The organism is Lactobacillus sp. X-49 (assembly GCF_057063645.1).
The window spans coordinates 21,779-48,471 of sequence record NZ_JBXSQM010000009.1 but is presented as its reverse complement, the minus strand read 5'-3'; the positions used below and the strand labels follow the sequence as shown (position 1 = coordinate 48,471).

Genomic DNA, 26,693 nt, shown 5'->3' with positions numbered 1-26,693 from the left:
ATTAGATAATCTAATTTTTCAAGCAAAATAACATGGTATTTAAAATTATTATGGATTTAACACTCCAAATCAATATCACGGTTTATTGTTGTACAAAAAAGAATAATAAATACTATTACTTTTACATTTGACGTGATTCAGTAGATAGTCATGAACTACCTTTAATTTATTAATTATTGATAAAAAATTAACAGTCGAAAACCATAATTAGCTATTAATTTTAATTGCAATCTTATATTTTATACTTATAAAAAATTAATTAAATTGTAGCCAATAATAAACAACTCAAAAGAAAAATCAGTAAAAATGTGATCAAAATTCGCAATATTGAGAGACAATTTAATACAATCACTAAAAGACGTATGTAATTTCCAATATTAATCTGAAGAGTGATATTAACAAATTTTTAAATATAAAGAAAAGCTTATGTCTTTTTTATCCAAATAAAAAACCTATTGATTGGATATCATAGGAATATCTATCAACAGGTTTTATCACAGAGCCCTAATTAAACATCAGTTTAACTATCAGCAATATTTTTTAATAATCAAACAAATTTAAGAACTGACATGAAAAGAAACTATTTAAGTTTATAAGTAACTTATTAAAAAGGCTAACTTGATTAATTGTATCTGTAGATCAGCATTTATGAATTAATCTTGTTTTTTCTTGCGTTTAAATCCTAAACCACCTATTAGTGTTATTAATAAAGCAAAGATTCCACTGAAAGTAAACAAGTTTTTTTCTTTTTGGTTGCTGCCCGTTTGCGGTAGCATTGAATTTTTATTTACTTTATCAACCGGTGGAACTGTTAACTTGTTGCTCATTAAGCGTGGGATTGTGACCAATTGGTGGTTACTTGCATTAGCTAGGTCTTGCTTTGATTTTTCCGATGATTGTTGTTGCTCACGCTTTTCCCATATTGACAGATTGCGACGATGCTTATTTGGCAGTATCAATTGCTTTTGTTCATGACTTGGTTCTGTTTGATGACTGTGACGGTTCTCAGGCGCCGTTGACTGATTTAAATCAGATTTATTTGGCGACATAGGACTTTTATGACTAGGTTGTAAGGGATTAGGAGCTGGCTTGGTGATTTTTTCATAAATATAATAAATATTTTGTGCGGTGTCGCTAATTGTACCGGTTTTATTACCTTTAACTTCTTTTAACTGATAATCTGAAAACTTTTTTTCTTGACTTGTATATGGATCACCAATTTTACCATTAATTATAATTGGCTGAATTAAATCATTCCCAGTTGTATCTTGATAATGAATTGTAACAGCTTTCCCTTGTTTAGGGGCTTCTCGATGATTAAAGGCAACAGTATAAGTAATGTCACCAGTTACATTCTCAGGAATTGAAATATTTTGCTCATTATTTAAAGGTAAATTTGATTTTGAGGAATTTAGTACATATCCTTTAGAAATTAAAGAATTGACGATCTGGTTGTATTTTTCTTTATATTGAATTATAGTTCCGGATACAATATCTACTTTATCTGCTTCAAGTACTGAATTATTATTATCTAGATCGATGTAATTAATTGTTGCCTTAGAGGAAGTAGGAATTGAAGGATTAGGAGCTGGCTTGGTGATTTTTTCATAAATATAATAAATATTTTGCGCGGTGTCGCTAATTGTACCAGTTTTATTACCTTTAACTTCTTTTAACTGATAATCTGAAAACTTTTTTTCTTGACTTGTATATGGATCACCAATTTTACCATTAATTATAATTGGCTGAATTAAATCATTCCCAGTTGTATCTTGATAATGAATTGTAACAGCTTTCCCTTGTTTAGGAGCTTCTCGATGGTTAAAGGCAACAGTATAAGTAATGTCACCAGTTACATTCTCAGGAATTGAAATATTTTGCTCATTATTTAAAGGTAAATTTGATTTTGAGGAATTTAGTACATATCCTTTAGAAATTAAAGAATTGACGATCTGGTTGTATTTTTCTTTATATTGAATTATAGTTCCGGATACAATATCTACTTTATCTGCTTCAAGTACTGAATTATTATTATCTAGATCGATGTAATTAATTGTTGCCTTATATAACGATTGTAAATTATTATGTACATAGGTATCAGCATCTGTTTCACCATTATAGTTAGCTGCTAGATTAGTAGAGGATATTTTAATTGTACCTTTAGGATGTTGTATAGTACCGCCTTTGACACGAATCCAATCTTTTGGTGTATCTAAACCGGTTCCTGAAATAACGGAATCTTTGCCTAGAACAAAAACAGCTAAATTTTTAAGTCCACTAAGCATATTCTCTTTATAAATAACTTGATGCATTGAAAAACTACTAAGGTTTAAATATTTTAAACTGAGATTATTGCGGAACATAGAACTCATACTTAGTGCTGAGGTTGTGTTAAAAGTGCTCAAGTCTAATTTTTCTAGTTTTCCACAATTTTCAAACATTGAATTCATATACACAACTTGACTAGTGTTAATGTCGGGAGTTTTTAAGTTAGTTAAATTAGCACAATTTCTAAACATATAGCTAGTATCGGATGCAACCTTGCTTTTAAAGCTACTCAAGTCTAATTCAGATAATTTAGTACAACCATCAAACATATGCATAAAATAGACAATCTTTTCACCACCGAAATCTTCAAAAGTAAGATTTGTTAAATTAGCACAATTTCTAAACATATAACTTGAATCAATTGTTTCGATAGCTTTAAAGTTGCTTAAATCTAATTTAGTTAAACTACTATCACCGTCAAACATATACTGCATGTACTTAACTTTACTTGTATTAAATTTATTTAAAGCAAGTGTGGTCAGATTAGCATCATTACTGAACATCCGATCCATTGCCCCACAATTGCTGGTATCAAGAGAACTTAAATCAAGAGATTGAAGAGAGGAATCATTAGCAAACATTCCAGTCATATGAGTAACTTGTGATGTATCTAAGTTGTCTAGATTTTTAATTGATTTCAAATTTGGTAGATTAGCAAACAAATTATTTGCTTTGCCCCAAATTTTTATTTTATCAGCAATATTGATAGATTCAATATCTTGATAGTGTGGTATATTGGAAGCAATTGGATTAGGATCAGTTATACTTCCACCTTTATTAATAGTTAATGCTTTTGTTTGATCATTATAAGTTACTTTTAGACCATTCCAAGTATTATTACTCGGCTCCTCACTTTGACTGCTAATTTTTGTGTGATCTTTTTTGTCGTTTAATTGAGGTTGTTGCTTAGATTGTTCAGTTTGACTTAATCGTTGAGCAGTAGATTCTTTATTGCCAGAATTAGTAGTAATCTGATCTGCAATCAATTTTACCTTAACAACCTGATTATTTTGATTTTGACTGGATTCGTGATTATCTATAACTTTATGATCATTGACTTGGCTTTCTTTATCGGTAACCGTATCCGCTTTTATTTCCTTAACATTGGGATTAGCTAGAAATAAAGCAGCGCTTAAAACAGCACCGGCAATACTAACGTTAACTTTACCTAAATGCGAAAATTGTTTTATAATAACTGTTTGTTCATTTTTCATAATTTGACCATTTCTAATAACCATCGGTTTACTAATCTTATTTAATTAAAGTTAGTATAGATATATTTTTCTTCATTATAAAAATGATTATGTTACGTGTCAAACGGTTTTAATTCCATAAATATAAACAATTCAATTATTTATTACAGTGTTATTTATTTTAACAGTTTGCCGTAAGTAAATGGTTTTTATAAATACTGCAAAATTGTTTTAAATTATTTTTTCTTTACATGCCCATAAGTTAGGAAAATAAACAAAATATTTGCTATTTATATTACTATAAAATCATAATATTATAATGCAAAATACAATATATTATTTATAACAAAATTATATATTATACAAGTAAATTTTTAAAAAAGATTATAGATACTTTAATAAGTTATTTTATTTTTAAATTATTTACGTTAACTAAATAGATTAAAATTACTATTGTAATAACATTTATCTGGTTTAAAAGAAAGATTCATTATTTGTAGTTTCTTTAAGCTAACAATTTACCGCCACATTATGATAAAAAGAAACATAAGTTTTCCTTTACATTAAAAAATTGTTGATTCCACTTTTCAGATTCACATCAGAAATTGTTTATTGTTTTAAATTGTCGCTCAATGTTTAAGATCATGACCTCATTTTTACTGATTTTCTTTTAATTTGCTTCATTAAGTTAAAACTAAGGTCCATCATGTAATCTTAAAACTTGATTATTATGTCTACTATGCTTAGTCATCACACTAACAACGGTCATATCTTTGTTAATGTCTGCCACTATTCCAGTGCTAATGATAATTTCCCATAATATACATTAGACTGAATAAGAAATGAATTATCTAACAAGATTGTGGTAAGCATGCTATAGCAAAAAGCAATCTGGTAGATAAACATTGTTCCTCTCATTTTAATAAGATTCGACTACCAAAATATTTACAATGAATTCATCTGAATTATAAACGCCTAAACTTTTGTTATCTTTCATAAAAAGATATCATTATTCTAAATACATTTGTCTTAACTGAGTCAGATCAGCACTATTAAATCCTAATTCCTTTTCAAAGAAAGTAGCAAAATCGCCCCAGCCACCACGAATAGTTTCAGTAATACCGCGAATAGCAATACCTTCACCCTTAGTAACATTCATCTTGGCGACCATCTGTGTAATTTCATCATTGCTGGGCAATTGACGCGAAACAGCAAAGTCATAGAGTTTATTGGTTAATAAATAATCGCGAGCAATTGTATCGTCGCCAACTCCTAAGGCCATCAAAATTAATGCTGAGACCATTCCCGTTCGGTCTTTACCTGCACTGCAATGGTAGACCAATGCCTGATCTGGCTTTAATTTCAATAACTCGGTAAATATTTGAGCAAACATCTCCCGACTATGTGAATTAAGCAATGTTTGCTGATAAATTCGACCAATAAAATTATTATTCAAATTGGGAATGTGATGAAGAAAGCGATAAATGTGGTGGTTACTCTGACTTCCTGACTCATTTTCATCATATATTGGCACATCAACGTATTTAACATTTGACCAATGTACATCTGGAGCAGATTTTTTCTCGTACTGGGAACGCAAATCGCAATCAACTGCAATTCGTAATTGAACTAATTTAGTTTGATCAGTTGTAGTCAATGAACTAAGCGAATCAGACCTATAAATTTTATTCCATTTAACTTTTTGGCCATTTTCATTTTGATAGCCGCCAACATCTCTAAAATTCAACGGCCCATCCAATTTAATAATTCGATCATGTACCAATTAACTCACACTTTCTTAACTCAAGTATCAAATTCATTCATCATGAGCAAAAATCTGCGTCGCCTTAACGGCTCTTTTCCAGCCTTGGTATAAACGGTTTCGTTCGCTGTCATCCATTTGGGTTTCAAATGTTTTACCGACAACAAAAATATCTTTAAGCTCATCAACATCTTTCCAATAACCCACGGCAAGACCAGCTAAAAAAGCCGCCCCTAAAGCAGTCGTTTCCAACATTTGCGACCGCTCAATTTTTATTCCTAAAAGGTTTGCTTGAAATTGCAATAAATAATCATTATTTGATGCCCCGCCATCGACACGCAAGGTAGGAATTTGAATTCCAGAATCAAGTTGCATTGTATCAACTACATCTCTAGTTTGATAAGCTAACGATTGGAGCGTGGCCTTGATAAAATCATTTCTATTTGTTCCACGTGTAACTCCAAATACAGCGCCTCGAGCTTCTGAATCCCAGTACGGGGCGCCAAGTCCTGTAAATGCTGGAACAACATAAACCTCATTTTCAGATTTTGATAAACTAGCCGCTTTCTCCGACTCTGCTGCCGTTTTAATCATTTTCATTGAATCTCGTAACCATTGAATGGCACTACCAGAAACAAAAATCGATCCTTCAAGTGCATATGTTATTTTACCATCAAGTCCATATGCAATGGTTGTAAGTAAATTATTATCTGATTCGGTTGGCTGCTCACCTGTATTCATTACAATAAATGAACCTGTTCCATAGGTGTTTTTTACCATACCCTTTCTCAATGCCAGCTGTCCAACTAAAGCCGCTTGTTGATCGCCTGCAATTCCACATATTGGAACTTTCTCACCAAAAAAAGTATAAGACTTGGTATAACCATAAATTTCAGAATTTGATTTGACTTCGGGAAGCATTTCTTTAGGGATATTAAGCAAATTCAAAATATCATCATCCCATTGTAAATCATGAATATTAAATAGCATTGTTCTAGAAGCATTAGTATAGTCCGTTACATGAACTGTGCCATCAGTCAACTTCCACAACAACCAGCTATCAATAGTTCCAAACAACAAGTCACCTTGTTCAGCGCGTTCCTGTGCCCCGTTTACATGATCCAAGATCCACCTTATTTTAGTTGCACTAAAATAAGGATCAATGATTAATCCTGTTTTTTTATGAATCATTTGACTATAGCCATTATTTTTTAAATTTTCGGCTAATTCGGTTGTCTGCCGTGATTGCCATACAATTGCATTATAAATAGGTTTACCAGTTTTTTTATCCCAAATAACTGTAGTTTCTCTTTGGTTGGTGATTCCAATACCTTTAATTTGTTCAGGACGAATTCCGGAATTGATAATCGCATTAGCAATTGTCGTTTGTACTGCATGCCAAATCTCTTCAGCCTTGTGCTCAACCCATCCAGGTTGAGGAAAATACTGCGGAAATTCCGTTTGCGAAGAAGCAATCTTATGACCTTGATGGTCTATAATCATCGCCCGTGTCGAAGTAGTACCCTCATCAATTGCCATAATGTAATTTTTTGCCATAAATTGTCCTTTCTTAAGAAAGCGATTTACTATAATTTTACTACCTAAGCCCACTTTTACAAGAAATAATTATAGCATGGGATCTATTTTTTAAGTTATACTGTGAGCATCAAGCTTTGATTAAAAAGAGGATAACAAAATTATGAAAAAAGAAATAATTACCTTAACAATTGCTGGAAACGATAGTGACGGTAGTGCAGGAATGACCGCAGATTTACATTCATTTTATGCTCGCGGAGTTTATGGCATGGGGCTCCTAACAGCGGCAGTAGCTGGCAATACAACTGGAATCTATGCACAAGAAATAATGCCAGTATCCTTCATTCAAAAACAATTTGACATCCTTAACGATGATTTTAAAATTGCCGCATTAAAAACTGGTATGTTAGCAACTAAGGAAATAATTACTTGCGTTGCCAAAAATTTGTATCGCTATGATATGGGGAAAATTGTTCTTGATCCTGTAATTATGACAAAGCACGGTGATACTCTTCTTGACGACAATGCCTATCAAGCATTTCTAGAAGAACTAATGCCACTAGCAGATATTATTACACCAAACTTTTATGAACAACAGAAGCTAACCGGATTAGCCTTAATAAACAAGGATGAAATCTATCAGGGTGCAAAAATACTCAAAAACATGGGAGCTAAGAATGTACTCATGAAAGGGCGACATGACAATTCTGCTCAAAGTGATGTTACAGATATTCTATTGGCTTCAGATAATAAATTTTATGAATTTACTAAGCCCTATATTAATACTGATAGAATCAACGGAACAGGAGATACCTTATCCGCTGTTATTACAGCAGAACTAGCAAAGGGTAAATCAATTATCGATAGTGTTAAAATTGCCAAAGACTTCACTTATGAGGCAATTGCACATCCAATTGAAGTGGGCTCAAAATATGGTCCAATTAATCATTTTGCAGCTCAACAAGATGTTGAATAATTATCTTTTGCTCACATTCTACCTTTAAGATATACTTTAACCAAGAAGTAGAGGTAAAAAAACCATGGCAGACAAAACAATCAAAATTGCTTACTTATATGAAGACCTAATGAATACATATGGCGACTCTGGTGATGTTAAAATTCTTAGTTTCTTATTCCAAAAGCAAAATTATAATACCCAGATAACAAATATTTCTCTAGGCGATGAATTTAATGCCTTTGATTATGACTTTATCTTTTTTGGGGGTGGACAAGATTTTGAGCAGACCGTAGTTGCTAAGGATTTGCCCCGACATAAAGAAACTCTAACCGCTTATATTAATGCTGGTCATCCCATGTTAGGTGTTTGCGGAGGCTATCAACTTATTGGCACATACTACAAAACAAATAGTGGAATTACAATCAAGGGTCTTGATATCCTTCCTTTCCATACGATATTCAAATCCGACAAACGGATGATTGGCGACACTCGTTATATGAGTGAGTGGGGCGAAGTTATAGCATTTGAAAACCATTCTGGTCAAACTTATTTTGATGATCAAAACAAATTACATCCCTTAGGTAAGATGATTGAAGGATATGGTAATAATCCACAAGATCATGTTGAGGGTTTACGATATCGCAATTTCATTGGTACATATTCTCATGGACCAATATTAAAAAACCTTAATATTGCCAACGCAATTGTAAAGATGATTCTAACTTGGCATGAGGAACGTTTAGCAATCAAATAAATGTAATTTTTAACATATTATAATAGTTAAATTTATACCTTATTATGCAATGAGGTTTTTTTATTATATTAAGTAAAAAGGAGGATTTATACAATATAATGGTTACTGCTAAAGATGTTGCAGCTCTAGCAGGTGTATCTTTAGGATCTGTTTCCAATTATTTAAACGGAAAAAGGCAAAGAAAAAGTACGTCTGAAAATATAAAAAATGCAATGGAACAATTAAATTACCACAAGAATATTATTGCTAGTGGGCTTAAAAAAAATCGAACAATGTCAATCGGAATAGTAATTAACCAATTAACGGATTATTTTTCTATGTCCATTATCTCCGTAATTGAAAGATATGTTGAAAAATATGGATATAGCATTATGGTTTGTGATTACCATGATGACAAAGAAAGATTTGAAAAAAAAATAAACTTTCTTTTAAATAGATCAATTGATGCAATAATCGTTTTTCACCAAGATCACGTAACTCCAATGTTAAAAAAAGCATATAAAGAAAGAGTTCCTATAATAGCTATTGATGCACCAATTAAAGGTCTTCCTTCCGATGCCGTAATAGTTAATAATTATGAATCATCAAAAATAGGGGTTAATTATTTAATCAAAAAAGGTTATAAAAATATCGGAATTATAACTGGTTCTTCTAAAAATTATATTTCAAATGAAAGACAAAGAGGATACGAGGACGCTTTACGGCAAAATAATATACTTATTAGAAATAATTATATATGGCATGGCAATTATACTATTGAGGCAGGTTATCAAGGATACAATGAACTTGTAAAAACAACACCGAAGTTGGATGCTTTATTCATCATTAACTATTATATGTCACTCGGAGCAATTAGCGCTTATAGACAAGAGCCTCATCATAAAAAACTAAAAATTCTAGTGTATGATCACTTCTTCGTTAATGATATCTTTTATCCTGAAATTAGTTCCATCGAGCAACCTATTGAACAAATTGGCAATAAAGCAGGTAAACTCATAATTGAAAGATTAACTAATTCAGTTAATTCTGGGTTTAAAACAATTTATTGTAACAATATTGTTCACGAATGAAGAAAGCGGTTGCTTTATTTAGCGTAAGGTATTAAAATCTAGTTATGATTTGAATAAAATTATTCAAATTATTTATTTTTTGTAAAACTTGAAACGATTCACGTAAAGGAGAAATATTATGAATATTTTATTAGCATGTGGTGGTGGCATGAGTTCTTCTCTCTTAGCAACAGCTTTGACACGCGAAGCTACTAAGCACAATAAAAATTGGAATGTCCATGAAACAAGCATCGACAAAGTGTCTGATGACTTAAATGAAACAGACTATCAGTTAATTTTATTAGCTCCTCAAGTCTCTTTTAAGAAAAAGGATTTTGAAAAAGAAGCTAAACAGAAAAAAGCAAAGTTCATTCTAATTCCTATGACTATGTACACCCCAGCTAGAATAGATAAGCTATATGAATTAATAATCAAGGAGGTAGAGTAATGAACTTTGATTCTATTTCGGAAAAAATGGGTAAAGTTGCAAATAACCGCTACCTGACAGCTATTAGAGACGGTATGTCTGTTATTATTCCTGTTTCAATAATTGGTTCTTTTTTTACAATTTTATTAAATTTACCAATTGATTCATGGAAACATTTTATTCAGCCATACTCTTCAATGTTATCAGTACCAATGTATTATTCCATAAATTTAATGGCTGTCTACTGTGTATTTTCAATTACTGCTCATTTGTCAAAATATTATAAAATTGATCCAATTTCAACTGGTGTTCTTGCAGAAATGTCTTTCTTTATACTAGCAATTCAACCAATAGTTTTAGATAAACCTAAAGCTGGCATTACAGCAGGAACATACATGTCTATTAGTAATATGGGAGCACAGGGATTATTTACAGCAATTCTCTGTGCCATCTTTACAGTAGAAGTTGTTCGCTTCTTTAATGAAAAACATCTAGTAATTACTATGCCAGATGGAGTTCCTGCTGCTGTAGGTAATTCTTTTAGCGCTTTATTTCCTGGTATTATAATTATACTTGTATCTTTTATTCTTAAGGAAATATTTAAACTTGATATTAATGCAATTCTAACCTGGATTTTTTCTCCAATCGGTTACTTTGGCAAGGATACTTTCCTATCAGCAATCATTCCAGTTCTTTTGATAACTATTATTTGGCTTTTTGGTGTTCATGGTATGGTTATTGCAACACCTATTCTTTATCCATATTGGTATGCAAATCTTAATGCTAATGTAACTGCAATAGCACATAATCATGCCCCTGTTCACTTTATGACTGAACAATTCTTCCAGTGGTTTGTGTGGGTTGGCGGTGCTGGTGCTACTCTCTCTCTCTCAATTCTTTTATTATTAGGAAAGTCTAAATTTAGCAAAACAATGGGCGCTGTCACAATCGTTCCCGCTATCTTTAATATTAATGAACCACTAATTTTTGGTATCCCTATTATCATGAATCCTTATTTTGCAGTCCCGTTTGTGCTTGCACCTACGGCAATGGCTGCTGTAACTTATATAGCAATGAAATTACATTTAGTGGCTTATACAACTGCAGTTGCTCCATGGACATTACCTGGACCAATTGGAGCATGGATGGCCACAGGTTTTGATTGGCGTGCAATTATTTTATGTATCGTTAATATCTTAATTTCAATGGTTATCTACTATCCATTTTTTAAAATGTTTGATCATAACCAATTAAAATTAGAACAAGGAGAAAATACAAATGAAGGGAATATCAGTCTATCCAAATAAAAGTAACACAGATGACTGTATTCGTTATATTGATCAAGCTGCAGATATTGGATATACTCGACTTTTTACGAGTTTATTGGAGCTAAACGGTAATAAAGATAAGATCATTAATCAATTCAGAAAAGTTTTGTTTCATGCTCGTCAACGCAAGATGTGGATCAGTTTAGATGTTAATCCAAATTTATTTGATAGCTTAAATATAAGTTATAATGATTTGTCTTTTTTCAAAGAATTAGGTGCTGATATTGTCAGATTAGATTCTAATTTTGATGGACTGCCTGAATCAATTATGACTTATAATAATAAAGATTTAACAATTGAAATTAATATTAGCAATGATACAGGAAATTTGGCTAATATATTGAGCTATAAGCCTATTAAAGAAAAAATTATAGGTTGCCACAATTTTTACCCACAACGTTATACCGGCTTAGATACAAATTATTTCTTAAATACAACTCGTAAATACCACAATTTAGGAATTCGTACAGCCGCTTTTATTTCTTCTCCTTCTGCTAAAATTGGACCACATCCTTATAATGCAGGATTACCTACTTTAGAAATTCATAGAGAATTACCAATAGAAAAACAAGCTCAATATTTAATTAATACACAATTAATTGATGATATTATCATAGGGAATTCCTTTGCTAGTAAAGAAGAATTAGAGAAAATCGCAAAATTAAATTTAAATATTCCACAATTTTTTATTAAATTTATTCCAACAGTTACAGATTTAGAAAAAGAAATTGTTCTTAATAATCTTCACTTTAATCGAGGAGATATTAACAGTTATTCAATACGCTCTACTTTTGTAAAATTGAAATATAATCATCAAGATTTACCAGTCAATAATCCTATAAATACTTTAAAACGAGGAATGATTACAATTGGTAATAACAATTTTAAACAGTATAAGGGAGAATTAAATATTGTTAAACAAGAAATGGATAATCAAGATCATTTAAAGAATGTAGTAGCACAAATAATACCAAGTGACTTACAATTCATTAATTTTATTGATCCGTGGGATAAATTTAAATTCATTGATATCGATAACTATTAAGGGAGAAATTATGGAAGGATTAGAAGAAATTAGTTTTGAAATTATTAGCCACTCAGGACAAGCCAAAACTGAAATTATGGAAGCAGTCACTCGCTCTAGAACTAGCAATATGGATCCATACCCACTGATTAATTCAGCAAAAGAAGAACTTAAAAAAGCTCAACAGGCTCATATGAAAGTTTTATCATCTTTTGCTAAAACTGGTAAAAGCAAAATTGATCCTCTTTATATGCATGCAGAAGATCAAATGATTACAGCAGAAAGCTTTTTAGATTTTGCAAATGAATTAATTGAAACTAATTTAGAATTAAATAAATTGAAACAAAATCAATTGCACAAATAAAAACTTTTTTTAAATTAATAATTATAAATCAATTGAAAGAAAAATTATGCAAATAGAAACCAAAATTAAAAATTTTGAAAAAATGGGTATAGGATTATTCGTTCATTGGGGGTTGTATTCAAAGTTTTCTAGGGGAGAATGGTCTCAAAACATCTTAAATATTCCTGAGTATCAAACTGCTTTTAAGAACTTCAATCCTGCAGAAGAAAATGTTAAAAATTTAGTTAGAATGGCAAAACGGTCAGGATTTAAATATATTGTATTAACTGCTAAACACCATGATGGTTTCTATCTATTTGATACTAAAGGAATCAGTAATTTTGATAGTGTACATACTCCATTTAAAAAAGATATTATTAAAATTTTCACTAGTGAATGTCATAAACAAAAAATTAAACCATTTATCTATTTTGCTACTTATGATTGGAATAATAACAAATATTATCAAAATTTTAATGGTTATTTAAAAGAACTACGCAATTTAATTAAACTTCTTTGTACTAACTACGGTGAAATAAGTGGGTTTTGGTTTGATGGAAATTGGAATAAGCCTAAAGCTGATTGGCAAGAAGAAAAACTTTACAATGAAATAAGAGAATTACAACCACAAGCAATTATTACAAATAATACAGGATTAGAAAAACAGGGCCAAAATGATGGCACAAACGTAGATGTTTTAACATTTGAACGTGGTAATCCCAAAAACATTAATCACGTGCAACATAATCATTATTTTGCGGCAGAAACGTCTTTAACATTAAACAAACACTGGGGAAATGCTAAAAATGATCTTAATTATATTTCTGCCCAACAATTGATTGAACAAATTTGTCGTACACGCAAAGTTGGAGCAAATTTATTAATCAACGTAGGACCAGAATTTGACGGATCTTTAAACATTCACTGTCGTTCATTACTCGAAGTTGTTAGAAAATGGATGAATATAAATCACGAAGCAATTTATAATACTCCTAATTATGAAAACTTAACTAATACTTCAATTTCTAATAATTATGATTTTATTAAAGGACGTTATCTCTTTGTTGATAATTTAGGTAACGTTGGAAATAATAATGTAGTCCTTGGTGGAGAAAAAGATCGTAATATTATATTTAAAGACTGGGATAATCGATTAATCGATCATATTACTTGGTTAGATAATAATAAAAGTGTAAAATTCAGCCAAAATATAAATAGTAAAAGACTAGAAATTTTAGCTGATGGTTTTGAATATGGAACAAATTTAATTGAGCGCGTTGCTAAAATTTTTTATAAACAACGTTAGGTAAATTTGGTCAAATCTATTTTTTACACACGATTTCTTTATTATAGAGAAATCGTGTGTTTTCTTTTATTCTTTTTCATAAGTTATTTACCAAAATTGTAACTCGTAATAACTGCTATCTTCATTTGTTGCGTTGCTTTTCAGCAATTAAATCTGTCAGATTTAGTATTCTTTTAACATTTGCTTTATACTATTCGCAGTCATACGTATCGATCCATCTTTGATAATATTCGTAGATTTTATAAATATCGACCCATGAAGGTTTGCTTAATCCTGCCTGTTGCCAATCCTTTATTTCAATATATTTATTTTTGAAAAGAGAAGATTTATCCTTATATTTTGAAGTTAGTCTAAAAAGAAAATAGCTTTTTTAATCTTGTCTTAAAAATAAAACTGGACGAGTTTTACCACCCTTAATATCAATGAAACTAACATAAGCCCAATATAAAGTATCCGCACCCATTAATATCCACCATCATCATTTAAAAAGCTTCTGCTTTTTCTTCAGTATCAATTTTTTCAATTGGAAGCTCATAACTAGCCTTGAGTAGTTTAGCTTTAGCAAATTCATCATCTGAAGTTTGGAAACTTATACTTCTTGAACTTGTATTTATATTCAAGTTCAATTCTATTAGTTGTTTTGCAAATTATTGATTGTTAATTCGATAATAAATGGATGTTTCATACTCTGTTGCCAAAGATCATATACAGTTTCATAAAGTTTTTCTGTAAATCTAATCATTTTCTTTCTCTTTATAAACTACCTTTATTTAGCATTTTATATTGTACTACTTCTTAAATATCGCTATAATAAAAGTGATAACACGAGGGGAGCCCATTGAGGCTGAGATGGAATTTTTTCCAGACCCTTTGAACCTGTAAGCTAATTCTTGCGTAGGAACGTGCCTTATCCAATTATGCTTTGACACCATCCGGTATCAAAGCTTTTTATTTGCTCGAAAAAGCCCATGGTTCTTTATTTTTAGGAGATGAATTATGAAGTTAGACATGCTCAATAAGTTACGACAACAAAATCCCGTTGTTTTAAATGCCGCCAATTTTGTTACTGTTCAAGATGTAGCCAATGGTCTTAATGCCATCGGTGCATCGCCTATCATGAGTCAGGAAATCGAAGAAGCTGAAGAAATGGCTCAATTAGCTGCAAGTATCACCCTTAATCTTGGCACCTTAACCAAGCTCCAAGTCGAATATATGGAGAAAATCGCAGCAAAAGCATCCTCAGATAATAAACCAATTATACTTGATCCTGTCGCAGTTGGTGCGAACAAATACCGACTTGACACGGCTATACATTTGTTATCGGAATTCCCAATTCAAATTATTCGTGGAAATGCTGGTGAAATTGCTACTTTAGGTAATTTTGAATGGCAATCTAAAGGAATTGATGCAGGAGATGGCAATAATGATTTAGATGAGATTACTTTAAAAACGGCTCAAAAATTTAACTGTGTTGTAATTGCTAGTGGTGCTACAGATACAATTAGCGATAGTACTCACGTTACACATATTTATAACGGAACGCCCTTATTCCAAGCGCACGTTGGTTCAGGAGACATGCTCTCCAGTATTGTCGCAGCTTTTGCAGCTATTGAAAAAGATCCTTATGAAGCAGCAATAATTGCTACACTAATTTTCGCTGCTACAGGGGAACTGCTCGTCAAAAATCAGCCTCAAGTTGGACCTGGTTCATTTGGTATATACCTGCTGGACTATCTAGCTGAGGTTCAACCTGCTGATATTGAAAAAATCGCTCATTTTGATTAGGAGATAACCATGAAGCAAGAAATTAATTCTTTTCCGCAAGTGCTAACTATTGCAGGTACCGATTCAGGTGGTGGAGCTGGGATTATGGCTGATCTAAAAACATTTCAAATGCAACATGTTTTTGGTACAGCAGTAGTAGTAGCTGTTACAGCCCAAAATACTTTGGGTGTACAAAACTCATTTTTACTTCCCTTAGATATGGTTGATGCCCAGTTTGCTTCTCTAGCTAATGATTTCAAAATTCGGGCTTGCAAAACCGGCATGCTTGGTGATTCAGCTCATGTTCACCAAGTTGCACTTAATTTACAAAAATACAATTTTGGTCCTACTATCGTTGACCCGGTAATGATAGCCAAGGGAGGTGCTACTTTATTAAGTAAAGATGCGATTACAACCGTTAGAGAAGAATTACTTCCTTTAGCAGATCTTGTCACACCCAATTTACCTGAAGCTGAAGAACTAACCGGAATAAAAATAACAAAGAAAGAAGAATATCCGAAATTAGCACTTACCTTACAAAAAATGGGTGTTAAAAACGTGTTAATTAAAGGGGGACATGCTAAAGATAAACATGTTAGCGACTATACCCTTTTAGAAGATGGCACTGATTTTTGGATAAGCAGTCCACGCACAAATACAGCACGTACCCACGGAACGGGTAATACTTTAGCAGCAACAATTGCCGCTCAATTAGCTCTCGGAAATGAGCTACCAACAGCAATTAAAGTTGCCAAAAAATATGTTGCTGCTACCATTGAACAAACTATTCAGGTCGGTCATGGCCATGGTCCACTCAATCACTGGGCCAAAGTTAGATAGGAAAAAAATATGAAACAATTTAAATCTAATATCCTGCATTCTTACTTTATTTGTGGCACACAGGATCTTTCTCCTCACCAAACATTACCACAGCTTGTGGAAGAAGCATTAAAAGCAGGAATAACAGCTTATCAGTTTCGTGATAAGGGAGCTAAATCGACTCTAAGTAAAAAAGATCGCTTACCAATGGCAATTCAGTTACACGAACTTTGTCAAAAATATGACGTACCCTTTTTTGTTGACGATGATGTCAACTTAGCAAAAGAGGTTAGAGCCGAAGGTATTCACGTGGGACAAACTGATGAATCAATTGAACAAGTTATTGCTGATGTTGGTCAACAAATGATTGTTGGTTATTCTTGTTCTACTCTACCTGAAATTGAGCAAGGTAACCGAATTAATGGGATTGACTATTATGGTTGTGGCCCAATTTTTGCCACTCAGTCAAAAAATGACGCTGATCCTGAAATTGGTCTTGATGGTTTACGGCAATTAGTCACACATTCATTACGACCTATTGTTGCAATTGGTGGGATAACTACTTATGACTTGCCGGCAATTGCTCAAACTAGAGCAGCTGGCGCAGCAGTTATTTCAATGATTTCCCAAAGTAAGAACATTCAAAAGACTGTTACAGCAATGCTTACCACCAATTGGCAGCGACAATAATAGCTGTTAGCTTCTTCCTCGTTATTTAAAACCTTAGTTATCTTCAAAAAAGGCAGTACTACCGTACTACCTTAAGTACTGCCTTTTTTAGCTTCTTTAAATATACTTCATAAGAGTAATCTTTACTTTGCTTCAAATTTTTTCGATACTAGGGCATTTTTTAATACAGTTAGGTGCATTGTTACGGCTCTTTTAAACATAATTAATCGAAATTGAGACAAATCTACTTGATCCTTGAAGAATTACCGTTGGACCATTGCCTTTTGCTGTACCGTTGATTTCTACTTCACCCAAAATAGTAGCTAAATTGTCTTTAAGTTTCCATGACAACGGCAAGTAGATTGCGATCTCACTCATTAAAGCATTGACATTAATTACCACCGTATCGCCAGCAGGTTTAGCAGAATCTAGATAGACACTAGTTGTACCCATTGTTGAATTAATAGTGACTGTTTCTAAGTTTTGTGAATGAACGTAGCGCGAAACTTCCGATAATTTTTGGTTAATCACGATATGACGTTCATCATTTTCATTGTCGTCATCACCAAAATCACTTTTGGTAGAGGTGAATTCGCCATCCGTCCAACCTCTGCTTTGACGCTTATTGAAAAAATAAGATGTGTGATAGTGATGCCAACTTTTTGCAAAAATCAAATGTAATCCCGCATACACTAAGCAAGTTGCTAAAAGTAACGTCCACGGAACAATACTGGTGATGTGTAGTGGCTCAGCATAAACAATTAATAAAAAAGCGACTGAAAATACTGTACCAAATAAATTATGATTAACGAGGCTATTGATTAAGCTTACTGCAAAAATCACTGTCCAAAAAATAGTGGCCAAGCCTAAGTGAAAAGATAAAAGCTGTAATTGATTAAGAATTAAGAAAACGGCTGCTGCCACTAAACCAATGCCCCACAAAATTTCTTTAATCTTTTGTTTTCTCATGATAAGGACCTTCTCTCATTTAATTTATCACTCAAATTATGATAATAACGGCGTGAAACGTAAACAACTTTGTAAGAATCTCGAAAATGTACTTGGCAATTAGAAATTGATCTAGTTAATGCATAAACCTGTTTTAAATTTAAAATAGTTGATTTAGAAACACGCATAAACTGCCAGCTAAGTAATTTCTCTAATTCATATAATTTATAATTAACGCTAAAAGAATTACCTTTTGTATGCGCAACTACTTGGCGACCTTCAGTTTCCAAAAATAGAATATCATCTAAATTTAAATAGTATGTCAGCTCATTTTTGTAACATTCTAATTGATTGGGTCGTTCACTTAGTTCTTGCAGTTGCCGATAGATTTCTTCCACTTCAGCTGTTAATTCTGGTGCCTGAATAGTAACCATTGTTTCAGCAGTATCCGCATTCAAATCAATTTTAACTTTCAAAACTCTCACCTGCCCTTCAATTGGTAATTTTAATTAAACCCTAATTTAAACGTAAAAGCCAGCAACATGGTGCAAGTGGTTCCTTTATCTAAGTAAGCGGTCAATTTTAATAAGTGAATATAATAGTCATAATTTTTTTACAAGTAATTGAAAAGATTCTGCCAAGAAAGATCACCAGCTAATGATTAACCATTTTGTTTTTTAAAAAATCGTTCTAATTCTTTGCCATACTCAGGCATACCCAATAAAGAAAAATTCTCAATTGCTATTCGACAAATATCTAAATATTTATCTTCTGCTTTGTAATGATACTCAATCATATTTTTGAGTAACAAAATGACATTTTTATAAAAAAACAATTCAGGTTTAGTATCAATTTGATCTGCAGCTATAATTAAAAAGTGTGTTGCATCATATTCATTCTCTTCAATACACTGAATTAATAAATTACCAATAACACTTAAAATCATTGCCAACGTCTTCACATCATTGGATCCTTGGAATTGCTTAATTATCTTTCTAGTAATTAACAAATTGCTTTCAAGATCATAGAACATCATAAAATTGCAATACAGCACTAACTTAGACTTATCAAAATTAGGTCTACTAAAGATTTGATCTTTTAGAGCCTTTTTTTCTATATCATTTAAATCTTCATTATTTACATTAGCAATATAAGCATCAAGATAAAGCAAGTCAGTCTCTTTATTAGGAAGATCACTTTTACTAACAAATTCTTTCAACTTTAACAATTCGTTTTTTGAATTCCGATAATAAGCATCACTTATTACAGTCATTAATTCGCGTTCTTGATTATATTTTGATTGTTTAGAACTATTTAGTTCACCAAAAAAATCAAGTAAAGAGACAGAATTATAATTCAGTAAACTTACTAAATCTTCTGCAGAAATACGATGAATATCTTTTTCTACCTTAGAGTAATAGGAAGGACTTACAATATCCCCAATCCACTCTCGTTGAGTTTTTTCTTTATTCAGTCGAAATTTTCTTAATAAGCTACCAATAGTCATAATTTTCTCCATTCCTGTTACTTGTAATACTATATTTTTAATTTTTATTACGCCTGAATTTATTTTTCCCAATAAGTATTAATATTATATTTGTTCTGATTCACTTGCCTCTTTCTTATTTAACTATAAAATTTCGAATACGACATTTTTATGCTTAAAATTATAGCTCTTTTATAATAAAAATATCATCAAATTAAGAAATGAGAGGCAAATATTATGAACATCTTTTTAAAGAATAAAAACTACAGAAAATTTACTCTTGCCAGCTGGTTATCCGGCGCAGGCAACATCCTTTTCTACCTGGCTCTCATGACTTATGCTAGCAAATTGAAAAATTATTCCTTGGCATTATCTTTAATTGCGATTACCGAGTCACTACCAGACTTAATTCAAAGTCTCAGTGGCTACCTAGCGGACCGGACGCACAATAAATACCGCGTAATTGTCTGGCTTGCAGTCATTCGCTTTGCTTTGTACATGCTGGTGGGCCTGCTCTTCGTCACCAATATTGCCGGCTGGAACCTGGTTTTAATGGTTATCGGACTCAACTTTGTATCTGATCTATCCGGCATGTACTCTAGCGGTTTACAAACGCCTCTAATCGTTGGCCTCGTCGGTGAAAATGAAATGGCCGAAGCCCAGGGTTTTACAGGCGGCGTATCACAACTAATTACGCTAGTCGCACAATTTGTCGGTTCCGGGCTCCTGCTCTTCATGTCATATTCAGAACTAGCCATTGTCAATGCTCTAACCTTCTTAGCAGCTGGCTTACTCTACGCCAACATTGGGGCAAATGTTCGCAAGCAGCAGCCTGACCAGAAAGAAGAGGTCAATGACCAAAACTTTTTTGCCACGATTGGTTCATCACTCAAGCAAGTACGGCAAGCCCACGGACTCTTAACAATTGTTTTAGTTGTAGCTATGCTTAATGGTTTGCTCAGCTCTGTTGAGCCATTAATTTCAATCGTTATTGCCGGCAACAAAAGCATGCTTATCGGCAGCTATAGTTTCACCATCGCACTTCTAGGAGCTGCTACAGCAATCGGCTTAGCTCTTGGCAGTGCAGTCGGCACCAAACTCCTTAAAAACACGTCGCTTTTCCAGCTATCTTTATTATCTACTATCAATAGTGCCATTATGGCCGTTGTCATTTTGAACAAGAGCAGCATACTTTGCCTTATCTTAATGACCACTCTTGGCTTCTTAGCTGGTACGAGCAGCCCTAAGTTAATGCAATGGTTGGTTATCTCCGTAGATCGCAAAATTTTAGCTTCTTCAGCAGGGCTTTTAAACACAATCTTAGCAATTGCTGGTCCATTAATGACAACATTATTTACCACGATTGCTGGTACAATCAATGTTAATTATGCCCTATACGGTGTTTTGGGACTTAGTGCCATAGTTTTCATTGCTACTCTGATCGTAATGATTAAGGTCAATAAATAGCAATTACTTATGAGTATTAAAAAAAGAGTAATTCATTTACTCTTTTTTATTAATTATTTAATATCCAAATCATTTGTGCTATAAATCGTGTGGTTGTACCACTAGATCGAATCCATTAATACCTATATATAGAATATTTAAAATTATTAAATTAGATTTTATTCTAATCCAACCTTTTTAAAAATTTCATCAACATACTTTAAGTGATAATGATAATCAAAGGCGTCTGCCACATCCTCTTGGGATAAATAGGTCATTACGTCACTATCTTCAACCAGTTCTCTAAATAAACGACCTTCGTTCCAAGATTTGGTCGTTAATTTTTGCACCATATCATAGGCAGCTTCACGCGATAATCCCGCTTCATCAATCAGCTTTAACAATAATCTTTGCGAATAAATCAAGCCATATGTTTTATCCATATTCTTACGCATTGTTTCTGGAAAAACATCCAAATTCATCAAGATACGATTAAATCGATCAAGCATATAATCGAGCCCAATAGTAGCGTCTGGTAAAATAATTCGTTCAGCACTTGAATGCGAAATATCCCGTTCATGCCATAAACTAATATTTTCATATGCCGTAATAATTTGCCCACGTAAAACACGAGCCATTCCGCATAAATTTTCTGATCCAATTGGATTACGTTTGTGGGGCATTGCTGAGGATCCTTTTTGACCTGCACGAAAATGCTCTTCAACCTCATGAATTTCTGAACGTTGAAGTCCTCTGATTTCTGTAGCCCAATTTTCAATACTTGTCGCGATTAGTGCCAAGGTTGCAATATACTCAGCATGCAAATCCCGTGGTAATACCTGACTAGTAATTGGCTGCTGTGTTAACCCTAATTGCTTTAAAACACTAGTTTCAATTGCAGGAGGAACATTAGCAAAAGTCCCAACTGCTCCAGAAATCTTACCAGACTCAACGCCTTTAGCTGCATGTTCAAAGCGCTCAAAATCACGATTAATTTCAGCATACCAACGAGCAAGTTTGAGACCAAAAGTAGTCGGCTCAGCTTGAACACCATGAGTACGTCCCATTTCAACAGTATATTTATATTTGCGCGCTTTCTGTGCAATTGTTTCTTTTAAAGCAAGTAGATCTTGACGAATAATTTTATCAGCTTGCTTTAAAATATAGCCCTGAGCCGTATCAACCACATCTGTTGAGGTTAATCCATAATGGACCCACTTCTTTTCTGAACCCAAGCTTTCGGAAATAGTTCTTGTAAATGCTACAACATCATGATGTGTCACCTGTTCAAACTCAGCAACTCTGTCAACCGTAAATTTTGCATTTTGCGTGATTTTATCAGCGTCTGTTTTAGGTACTACTCCTACTTCGCTCCATGCCTTAGTTGCAGCAAATTCTACCTTTAGCCAAGCCGCATATTTATTTTCAATTGACCAAATTTTCCCCATTTGAGGGCGTGTATATCGTTCTAACATTTATCCTCTTTCCCATGGATTTTGTAATACAATTGTTTGTTCGCGATCTGGTCCCACCGAAACAGTCACTAACGGTACACCAACTAGTTCAGCAACTCGGTTTAAAAACTTTTGAGCATTTACAGGTAAATCGCTCCACTTTTTAGCAGCTGTGATGTCTTCATTCCAAGCAGGCAATTCCTCATAAATTGGCTTGCAGCGTTCAAGTTCTTTTAAACTTGCAGGATAATAGTCAATCTTTTTCCCATCTAGTTCATAAGTAGTGGCAATTTTGACAGTCTCAAAACCGCTAAATATATCAAGTAAATTCAAACTTAAAGCATTGATGCCCGCAACACGTTTAGCATGTCTTAAAGCAACTGCATCAAACCAACCGATTCGACGTGGTCGACCAGTAACCGTTCCATATTCATGAGCAGTTTCTCGAATACGATCTCCTACTTCATCCAGTAATTCTGTTGGAAAAGGACCGGCACCAACACGAGTCGTATAAGCCTTGCATACACCAATTACTGTTTGCAAGCGATTACCGCCAACCCCAATTCCGCTGGCTAAGCCACCAGAAATTGTATTTGATGAAGTAACAAAGGGATATGTCCCTTCATCAAGGTCGAGCATAATTCCTTGTGCACCTTCAAATAAGACTTTGTCATTTTCATCTAAAGCCTGATTTACCAAAACCGAAGTATCAGTCACATATTTTCGTAATTTTTGTCCATATTCATAGTATTCAGTAAAAATATCATTAAAATCAAGAGCAGGTTTATCATAAATTTTAGTAAACAACGCATTTTTTTCTTTTAGATTAGCCTGTAATTTAGCAGAAAAAGTATCTTTTTCAAGTAGATCACAAACTCGAATTCCAACCCTTGAAGCCTTATCCATATAAGCGGGTCCAATACCATTCTTTGTTGTACCAATCTTATTGTCACCCTTTGATTCTTCTTGATATTCATCCAGCTTAATATGGTACGGCATAATAAGATGCGCCCGATTTGAAATCCTTAATTTGCTAGTATCAATGTCATTTTGGGCTAAGTTTTCTAACTCTGCAAGTAAAACTTTTGGATTAATAACAACGCCGTTGCCAATTACTGCACCCTTATCCGCAGCAAAGATTCCTGATGGCAACAATCTCATTTTAAAAGTTTTACCATCAATTTCAATTGTATGCCCCGCATTATTTCCACCATTTGAGCGAACTGCATAAGCTGCATCTTTACTTAAAAAATCAGTAATTTTTCCTTTGCCTTCATCGCCCCATTGACTACCAACTACTGCCACTGCCGTCATTTTCATTCACCTCATAATAATCTAGCAATTTTACATTAATAGTCTAGCAACTATTTCAGCTTTAGTCAAACTTAAATACGAACTATTATCAGCCGTTTAATATATATAATTCGATTTATTAATTGACATGCGGAAGGTTTTTGATTATAGTTACATCGTTGAAAAAGATTTAATTTAGGAGCAAACACATTTATGAGCAATTATTTCAGTATGGATGCCTTTGACTACGATGATATTCAGCTTATTCCTAATAAAGGCATTATCAAAAGTCGCCACGATGCCGATACAAGTGTTAAATTTGGAACCCGAACATTTAAAATACCAGTCATTCCAGCAAATATGGAAAGCGTGATTAATGAAAATTTAGCTATCTGGTTAGCGAAAAACGGATATTACTATGTAATGCATCGTTTCCACCCAGAAAAACGTCTTGACTTTGTCAAAATGATGCAAAGTAAGGGCCTTTTTGCTTCAATTTCTGTTGGAATTAAAGAAGAAGAATATGCCTTTATCGATCAACTTGTAAAAGAACAAATTATCCCTGAATACATTACAATTGATGTGGCTCATGGTCATTCAATTTATGTAATTGAGATGATTAAGTATATTAAGGATAAGCTTCCAAATACATTCTTAACTGCTGGCAACGTTGCAACACCAGAAGCAGTGCGTGAATTAGAAAATGCTGGTGCTGATGCAACTAAAGTTGGTGTTGGACCAGGGCGGGCATGTATCACCAAGCTGAAGACCGGTTTTGGAACCGGTGGATGGCAATTAGCTGCCTTAAGGATGTGTAGCAAGGTTGCTAGCAAACCATTAATTGCCGATGGTGGTCTTCGCTACAATGGTGATATTGCCAAATCAATTCGTTTCGGAGCCACTATGGTCATGATTGGTTCAATGCTTGCAGGCCACGAAGAATCACCTGGTAATATCATTAAAATTAATGGTAAAACTTATAAACAGTATTGGGGCTCCGCTTCTGAGGTTCAAAAAGGCGCATATCGTAACGTTGAAGGTAAGCAGATACTAGTACCATTTCGAGGATCTATTCGTAATACTTTGCAAGAGATTCAAGAAGATTTGCAGTCCTCAATCTCTTATGCTGGTGGCAAGGATCTTAATTCAATTAAGTTAGTCGATTATGTTATCGTTAAAAACACAATTATGAGCGGAGATAAATAGTTTTTGAAATAATTTTTAATAAACTTATCTTTTGGTGTGGTAATACAGCGCATTTTCCGTTAAAATATTATTTATCTCAGTATTGTTAGGTAGTCGATACTGAGATTTTTTTATACAATTGAATTCAAAAACTAAGTTCAGTAAATAATTTGCTAGTGTTATTTTATTTCTTCTTATGCTAGAATATACACGATAATTTTTTATTCTAGAAAGTTTTTGAAATATATGAAAAAAAAGTTTTTAATATTTTTAACTGTAAGTTTTATTTTTTTGAGTGGTATCACTGTAATTCAAACTGCTCAAGAAATATCTGCTACCGAGATATCTAACACCAAAGCAAACACTAATATGCAAAAAGTTAAGGTAATTAAGCAACCTATTTCTCAGAACCCCTACTTAACTAATGAGCAGTTTAAACAACTATTAAAGTTATTAAAACCATCCTACGAAAAGTATCTCAAGGACCAAAAATCTAATGGTACAGTTAATAAAGAGACATCTTCGACTACACCAAATAAACAATCCAGCATAACAACTAAAAATGCTATAAGCTTAATGATTTTTATTGCAAACGATAATTCTTTGACTGTTAAACAAAAACAAGCGGCTAAAGATGCTGCTAATTTATTAAAAACCGGAAAATTAAATAACCAACCAGCGCCATCTTGGTTTAAGAAGTATGTTGATTTAACTAGTCCCCAAGACGCTACAAATAGTAGTAATATTCGTGTCTCACTAAAAAATTTGGCTAAAGTTAATCAAGCACGCACAGCAATTGGTGAAAAGGCCCTTAAAGTTTCTTTACCCTTAATAGCAATCTCAATGATTGATGCTGACTATCAAAAACGTGGTGGTTTAACACAGCCACATTATTATGAATATACCAACAACTTAGAAAATATTGCGGGAGGTACTGAACCAGTTGCTAAATGGCTGAGTGAAGAAATCAATTGGAAGTGGGATGTTAAAAAAACACCCAGTCTAGCACCGTATGAATTTTCTCCCAATTGGTCTAATATCAAATATGATAATGCTGTTTTTGGTACAAATGGTTATAAGACTGCCGGTCATTATTTAAATTTGATAAACAAACAACATCGCGTTATGGGAATGGCTCATATGACCAAAAGTAATTACGGCTTTGTTGACATTCTTAATGCCAACTATAAAGACTCATCTAGTGCTATTAGTTTCAATCAATATAAAAAATTAGTCACTAAGTGGCTGAAGAAATAATCTAAAAAATGCATCTCTAAAATGATAAAAACCCCGAAGTTAAGACAACTTCGGGGTTTTTATCATTACCCAATTACCTAAACAAGATGAAATTGACATCTTCAATCTTTGGCAAAACCACTGCATTGGCCTAAAGAATTGAGTTAATGTTATGGCATTAATGTAGCACAATTTTAATTGCTTGATGTTTATTTACCTAAAAAAGGCTTTGACATAGTTAACACCAATTATCGCTTAGCGCCTGATGTAGTCTATCCAGGCGAACTTGATGAAATAAATCGAGTTTTTCATTGGGTAGCAAAAAGTGCGAATGCAAGTAAAAACCGTAAATCAAGTTATTATCTTGAATTTACGGCTTAAAATA

At 33.0% G+C, this 26,693-nt stretch carries 23 protein-coding genes and 1 riboswitch; of the genes, 15 read left to right on the top strand and 8 right to left on the bottom strand.

Annotation, left to right across the window (positions count from 1 at the left end; genetic code table 11):
* Window positions 1-653: 653 nt before the first annotated feature.
* The 3 genes from ACYIAQ_RS05750 to glpK form a co-directional block, all read right to left on the bottom strand.
* Window positions 654-3,566 (bottom strand): MucBP domain-containing protein, encoded by a 2,913-nt coding sequence (locus tag ACYIAQ_RS05750; protein ID WP_483564041.1) that lies wholly within the window; start codon window positions 3,564-3,566, stop codon window positions 654-656.
* A gap of 964 nt (window positions 3,567-4,530) precedes the next feature.
* Window positions 4,531-5,304 (bottom strand): tyrosine-protein phosphatase, encoded by a 774-nt coding sequence (locus ACYIAQ_RS05745; RefSeq protein ID WP_483562854.1) that lies wholly within the window; start codon window positions 5,302-5,304, stop codon window positions 4,531-4,533.
* Window positions 5,305-5,337: 33 nt separating this feature from the next.
* Entirely contained in the window at window positions 5,338-6,840 is a 1,503-nt protein-coding gene (glpK, locus tag ACYIAQ_RS05740) for a glycerol kinase GlpK (protein ID WP_483562853.1), read from the bottom strand.
* Between the two features lie 142 nt (window positions 6,841-6,982).
* Between glpK and thiD (ACYIAQ_RS05735) the strand changes: the two genes are divergently transcribed.
* The 11 genes from thiD (ACYIAQ_RS05735) (at window position 6,983) to thiE (ending at window position 17,281) form a co-directional block, all read left to right on the top strand.
* Window positions 6,983-7,795: a bifunctional hydroxymethylpyrimidine kinase/phosphomethylpyrimidine kinase gene (gene thiD, locus ACYIAQ_RS05735; RefSeq protein WP_483562852.1), complete on the top strand. Its 813-nt coding sequence runs from the start codon at window positions 6,983-6,985 to the stop codon at window positions 7,793-7,795.
* 64 nt (window positions 7,796-7,859) lie between these two features.
* Window positions 7,860-8,531 (top strand): type 1 glutamine amidotransferase, encoded by a 672-nt coding sequence (locus ACYIAQ_RS05730; RefSeq protein ID WP_483562851.1) that lies wholly within the window; start codon window positions 7,860-7,862, stop codon window positions 8,529-8,531.
* Window positions 8,532-8,629: 98 nt separating this feature from the next.
* Window positions 8,630-9,601 carry a LacI family DNA-binding transcriptional regulator gene (locus ACYIAQ_RS05725; RefSeq protein ID WP_483562850.1) on the top strand — a complete coding sequence of 324 codons (972 nt, stop codon included), beginning with the start codon at window positions 8,630-8,632 and terminating at the stop codon, window positions 9,599-9,601.
* Between the two features lie 118 nt (window positions 9,602-9,719).
* Window positions 9,720-10,028 (top strand): PTS sugar transporter subunit IIB, encoded by a 309-nt coding sequence (locus ACYIAQ_RS05720; protein ID WP_483562849.1) that lies wholly within the window; start codon window positions 9,720-9,722, stop codon window positions 10,026-10,028.
* Window positions 10,028-11,314 (top strand): PTS sugar transporter subunit IIC, encoded by a 1,287-nt coding sequence (locus ACYIAQ_RS05715; protein ID WP_483562848.1) that lies wholly within the window; start codon window positions 10,028-10,030, stop codon window positions 11,312-11,314. Before ACYIAQ_RS05720 ends, ACYIAQ_RS05715 begins: the two co-directional genes overlap by 1 nt.
* The gene (locus ACYIAQ_RS05710; RefSeq protein ID WP_483562847.1) at window positions 11,286-12,380 is read left to right on the top strand and encodes a DUF871 domain-containing protein; all 1,095 of its coding nucleotides are present in this window, start codon (window positions 11,286-11,288) and stop codon (window positions 12,378-12,380) included. The genes ACYIAQ_RS05715 and ACYIAQ_RS05710 overlap by 29 nt, the downstream gene beginning before the upstream one ends.
* A gap of 10 nt (window positions 12,381-12,390) precedes the next feature.
* Window positions 12,391-12,723 (top strand): PTS sugar transporter subunit IIA, encoded by a 333-nt coding sequence (locus ACYIAQ_RS05705; protein WP_483562846.1) that lies wholly within the window; start codon window positions 12,391-12,393, stop codon window positions 12,721-12,723.
* 46 nt (window positions 12,724-12,769) lie between these two features.
* A complete protein-coding gene (locus ACYIAQ_RS05700; protein ID WP_483562845.1) occupies window positions 12,770-14,008 on the top strand; it encodes an alpha-L-fucosidase in 1,239 nt (412 codons plus the stop codon).
* Window positions 14,009-14,825: 817 nt separating this feature from the next.
* Window positions 14,826-14,926, top strand: a riboswitch (TPP riboswitch).
* Between the two features lie 78 nt (window positions 14,927-15,004).
* Window positions 15,005-15,793 carry a hydroxyethylthiazole kinase gene (thiM, locus tag ACYIAQ_RS05695; protein WP_483562844.1) on the top strand — a complete coding sequence of 263 codons (789 nt, stop codon included), beginning with the start codon at window positions 15,005-15,007 and terminating at the stop codon, window positions 15,791-15,793.
* A gap of 9 nt (window positions 15,794-15,802) precedes the next feature.
* Window positions 15,803-16,612 (top strand): bifunctional hydroxymethylpyrimidine kinase/phosphomethylpyrimidine kinase, encoded by an 810-nt coding sequence (gene thiD, locus ACYIAQ_RS05690; RefSeq protein ID WP_483562843.1) that lies wholly within the window; start codon window positions 15,803-15,805, stop codon window positions 16,610-16,612.
* A gap of 9 nt (window positions 16,613-16,621) precedes the next feature.
* Entirely contained in the window at window positions 16,622-17,281 is a 660-nt protein-coding gene (thiE, locus tag ACYIAQ_RS05685) for a thiamine phosphate synthase (protein ID WP_483562842.1), read from the top strand.
* Between the two features lie 192 nt (window positions 17,282-17,473).
* Here the strand turns inward: thiE and ACYIAQ_RS05680 are convergent, their stop codons facing one another.
* From ACYIAQ_RS05680 to ACYIAQ_RS05670, 3 genes are all read right to left on the bottom strand, one after another.
* Window positions 17,474-18,229 carry a LiaF transmembrane domain-containing protein gene (locus ACYIAQ_RS05680; protein ID WP_483562841.1) on the bottom strand — a complete coding sequence of 252 codons (756 nt, stop codon included), beginning with the start codon at window positions 18,227-18,229 and terminating at the stop codon, window positions 17,474-17,476.
* Window positions 18,226-18,684 carry a LytTR family DNA-binding domain-containing protein gene (locus ACYIAQ_RS05675; RefSeq protein ID WP_090092622.1) on the bottom strand — a complete coding sequence of 153 codons (459 nt, stop codon included), beginning with the start codon at window positions 18,682-18,684 and terminating at the stop codon, window positions 18,226-18,228. Before ACYIAQ_RS05675 ends, ACYIAQ_RS05680 begins: the two co-directional genes overlap by 4 nt.
* Before the next feature lie 185 nt (window positions 18,685-18,869).
* Window positions 18,870-19,715, bottom strand: a complete 846-nt coding sequence (locus tag ACYIAQ_RS05670) for a helix-turn-helix domain-containing protein (protein ID WP_483562840.1) — start codon at window positions 19,713-19,715, stop codon at window positions 18,870-18,872.
* Between the two features lie 216 nt (window positions 19,716-19,931).
* Here ACYIAQ_RS05670 and ACYIAQ_RS05665 point away from each other — a divergent pair, with 216 nt between their 5' ends.
* On the top strand, window positions 19,932-21,161 hold the full coding sequence (locus tag ACYIAQ_RS05665) for an MFS transporter (RefSeq protein WP_483562839.1): 1,230 nt from the start codon (window positions 19,932-19,934) through the stop codon (window positions 21,159-21,161).
* Window positions 21,162-21,319: 158 nt separating this feature from the next.
* Here the strand turns inward: ACYIAQ_RS05665 and purB are convergent, their stop codons facing one another.
* Both purB and ACYIAQ_RS05655 read right to left on the bottom strand, forming a co-directional pair.
* On the bottom strand, window positions 21,320-22,615 hold the full coding sequence (purB, locus tag ACYIAQ_RS05660; protein WP_483562838.1) for an adenylosuccinate lyase: 1,296 nt from the start codon (window positions 22,613-22,615) through the stop codon (window positions 21,320-21,322).
* The gene (locus ACYIAQ_RS05655; RefSeq protein WP_483562837.1) at window positions 22,616-23,908 is read right to left on the bottom strand and encodes an adenylosuccinate synthase; all 1,293 of its coding nucleotides are present in this window, start codon (window positions 23,906-23,908) and stop codon (window positions 22,616-22,618) included.
* Between the two features lie 192 nt (window positions 23,909-24,100).
* On the opposite strand from ACYIAQ_RS05655, the gene ACYIAQ_RS05650 reads away from it, so the two are divergent.
* The 3 genes from ACYIAQ_RS05650 to ACYIAQ_RS05640 all read left to right on the top strand — a co-directional run bounded on the left by ACYIAQ_RS05650 (window position 24,101) and on the right by ACYIAQ_RS05640 (window position 26,689).
* On the top strand, window positions 24,101-25,093 hold the full coding sequence (locus ACYIAQ_RS05650) for a GMP reductase (RefSeq protein WP_483562836.1): 993 nt from the start codon (window positions 24,101-24,103) through the stop codon (window positions 25,091-25,093).
* Between the two features lie 225 nt (window positions 25,094-25,318).
* The gene (locus tag ACYIAQ_RS05645) at window positions 25,319-26,329 is read left to right on the top strand and encodes a CAP domain-containing protein (protein ID WP_483562835.1); all 1,011 of its coding nucleotides are present in this window, start codon (window positions 25,319-25,321) and stop codon (window positions 26,327-26,329) included.
* Window positions 26,330-26,506: 177 nt separating this feature from the next.
* Window positions 26,507-26,689 carry a hypothetical protein gene (locus tag ACYIAQ_RS05640; RefSeq protein ID WP_483562834.1) on the top strand — a complete coding sequence of 61 codons (183 nt, stop codon included), beginning with the start codon at window positions 26,507-26,509 and terminating at the stop codon, window positions 26,687-26,689.
* Window positions 26,690-26,693 lie beyond the last annotated feature (4 nt).

What these genes read in the sequence shown, in the direction of transcription:
- thiM (WP_483562844.1), top strand. Translation starts at nt 15,005, where the DNA reads ATGAAGTTAGACATGCTCAATAAGTTACGACAACAAAATCCCGTTGTT.
- ACYIAQ_RS05655 (WP_483562837.1), bottom strand. Translation starts at nt 23,908, where the DNA reads ATGACGGCAGTGGCAGTAGTTGGTAGTCAATGGGGCGATGAAGGCAAA.
- purB (WP_483562838.1), bottom strand. Translation starts at nt 22,615, where the DNA reads ATGTTAGAACGATATACACGCCCTCAAATGGGGAAAATTTGGTCAATT.
- ACYIAQ_RS05700 (WP_483562845.1), top strand. Translation starts at nt 12,770, where the DNA reads ATGCAAATAGAAACCAAAATTAAAAATTTTGAAAAAATGGGTATAGGA.
- thiE (WP_483562842.1), top strand. Translation starts at nt 16,622, where the DNA reads ATGAAACAATTTAAATCTAATATCCTGCATTCTTACTTTATTTGTGGC.
- ACYIAQ_RS05705 (WP_483562846.1), top strand. Translation starts at nt 12,391, where the DNA reads ATGGAAGGATTAGAAGAAATTAGTTTTGAAATTATTAGCCACTCAGGA.
- ACYIAQ_RS05720 (WP_483562849.1), top strand. Translation starts at nt 9,720, where the DNA reads ATGAATATTTTATTAGCATGTGGTGGTGGCATGAGTTCTTCTCTCTTA.
- ACYIAQ_RS05650 (WP_483562836.1), top strand. Translation starts at nt 24,101, where the DNA reads ATGAGCAATTATTTCAGTATGGATGCCTTTGACTACGATGATATTCAG.
- ACYIAQ_RS05725 (WP_483562850.1), top strand. Translation starts at nt 8,630, where the DNA reads ATGGTTACTGCTAAAGATGTTGCAGCTCTAGCAGGTGTATCTTTAGGA.
- ACYIAQ_RS05715 (WP_483562848.1), top strand. Translation starts at nt 10,028, where the DNA reads ATGAACTTTGATTCTATTTCGGAAAAAATGGGTAAAGTTGCAAATAAC.
- thiD (WP_483562852.1), top strand. Translation starts at nt 6,983, where the DNA reads ATGAAAAAAGAAATAATTACCTTAACAATTGCTGGAAACGATAGTGAC.
- ACYIAQ_RS05750 (WP_483564041.1), bottom strand. Translation starts at nt 3,566, where the DNA reads ATGGTTATTAGAAATGGTCAAATTATGAAAAATGAACAAACAGTTATT.
- ACYIAQ_RS05680 (WP_483562841.1), bottom strand. Translation starts at nt 18,229, where the DNA reads ATGAGAAAACAAAAGATTAAAGAAATTTTGTGGGGCATTGGTTTAGTG.
- ACYIAQ_RS05710 (WP_483562847.1), top strand. Translation starts at nt 11,286, where the DNA reads ATGAAGGGAATATCAGTCTATCCAAATAAAAGTAACACAGATGACTGT.
- glpK (WP_483562853.1), bottom strand. Translation starts at nt 6,840, where the DNA reads ATGGCAAAAAATTACATTATGGCAATTGATGAGGGTACTACTTCGACA.
- ACYIAQ_RS05730 (WP_483562851.1), top strand. Translation starts at nt 7,860, where the DNA reads ATGGCAGACAAAACAATCAAAATTGCTTACTTATATGAAGACCTAATG.
- ACYIAQ_RS05670 (WP_483562840.1), bottom strand. Translation starts at nt 19,715, where the DNA reads ATGACTATTGGTAGCTTATTAAGAAAATTTCGACTGAATAAAGAAAAA.
- ACYIAQ_RS05665 (WP_483562839.1), top strand. Translation starts at nt 19,932, where the DNA reads ATGAACATCTTTTTAAAGAATAAAAACTACAGAAAATTTACTCTTGCC.
- thiD (WP_483562843.1), top strand. Translation starts at nt 15,803, where the DNA reads ATGAAGCAAGAAATTAATTCTTTTCCGCAAGTGCTAACTATTGCAGGT.
- ACYIAQ_RS05645 (WP_483562835.1), top strand. Translation starts at nt 25,319, where the DNA reads ATGAAAAAAAAGTTTTTAATATTTTTAACTGTAAGTTTTATTTTTTTG.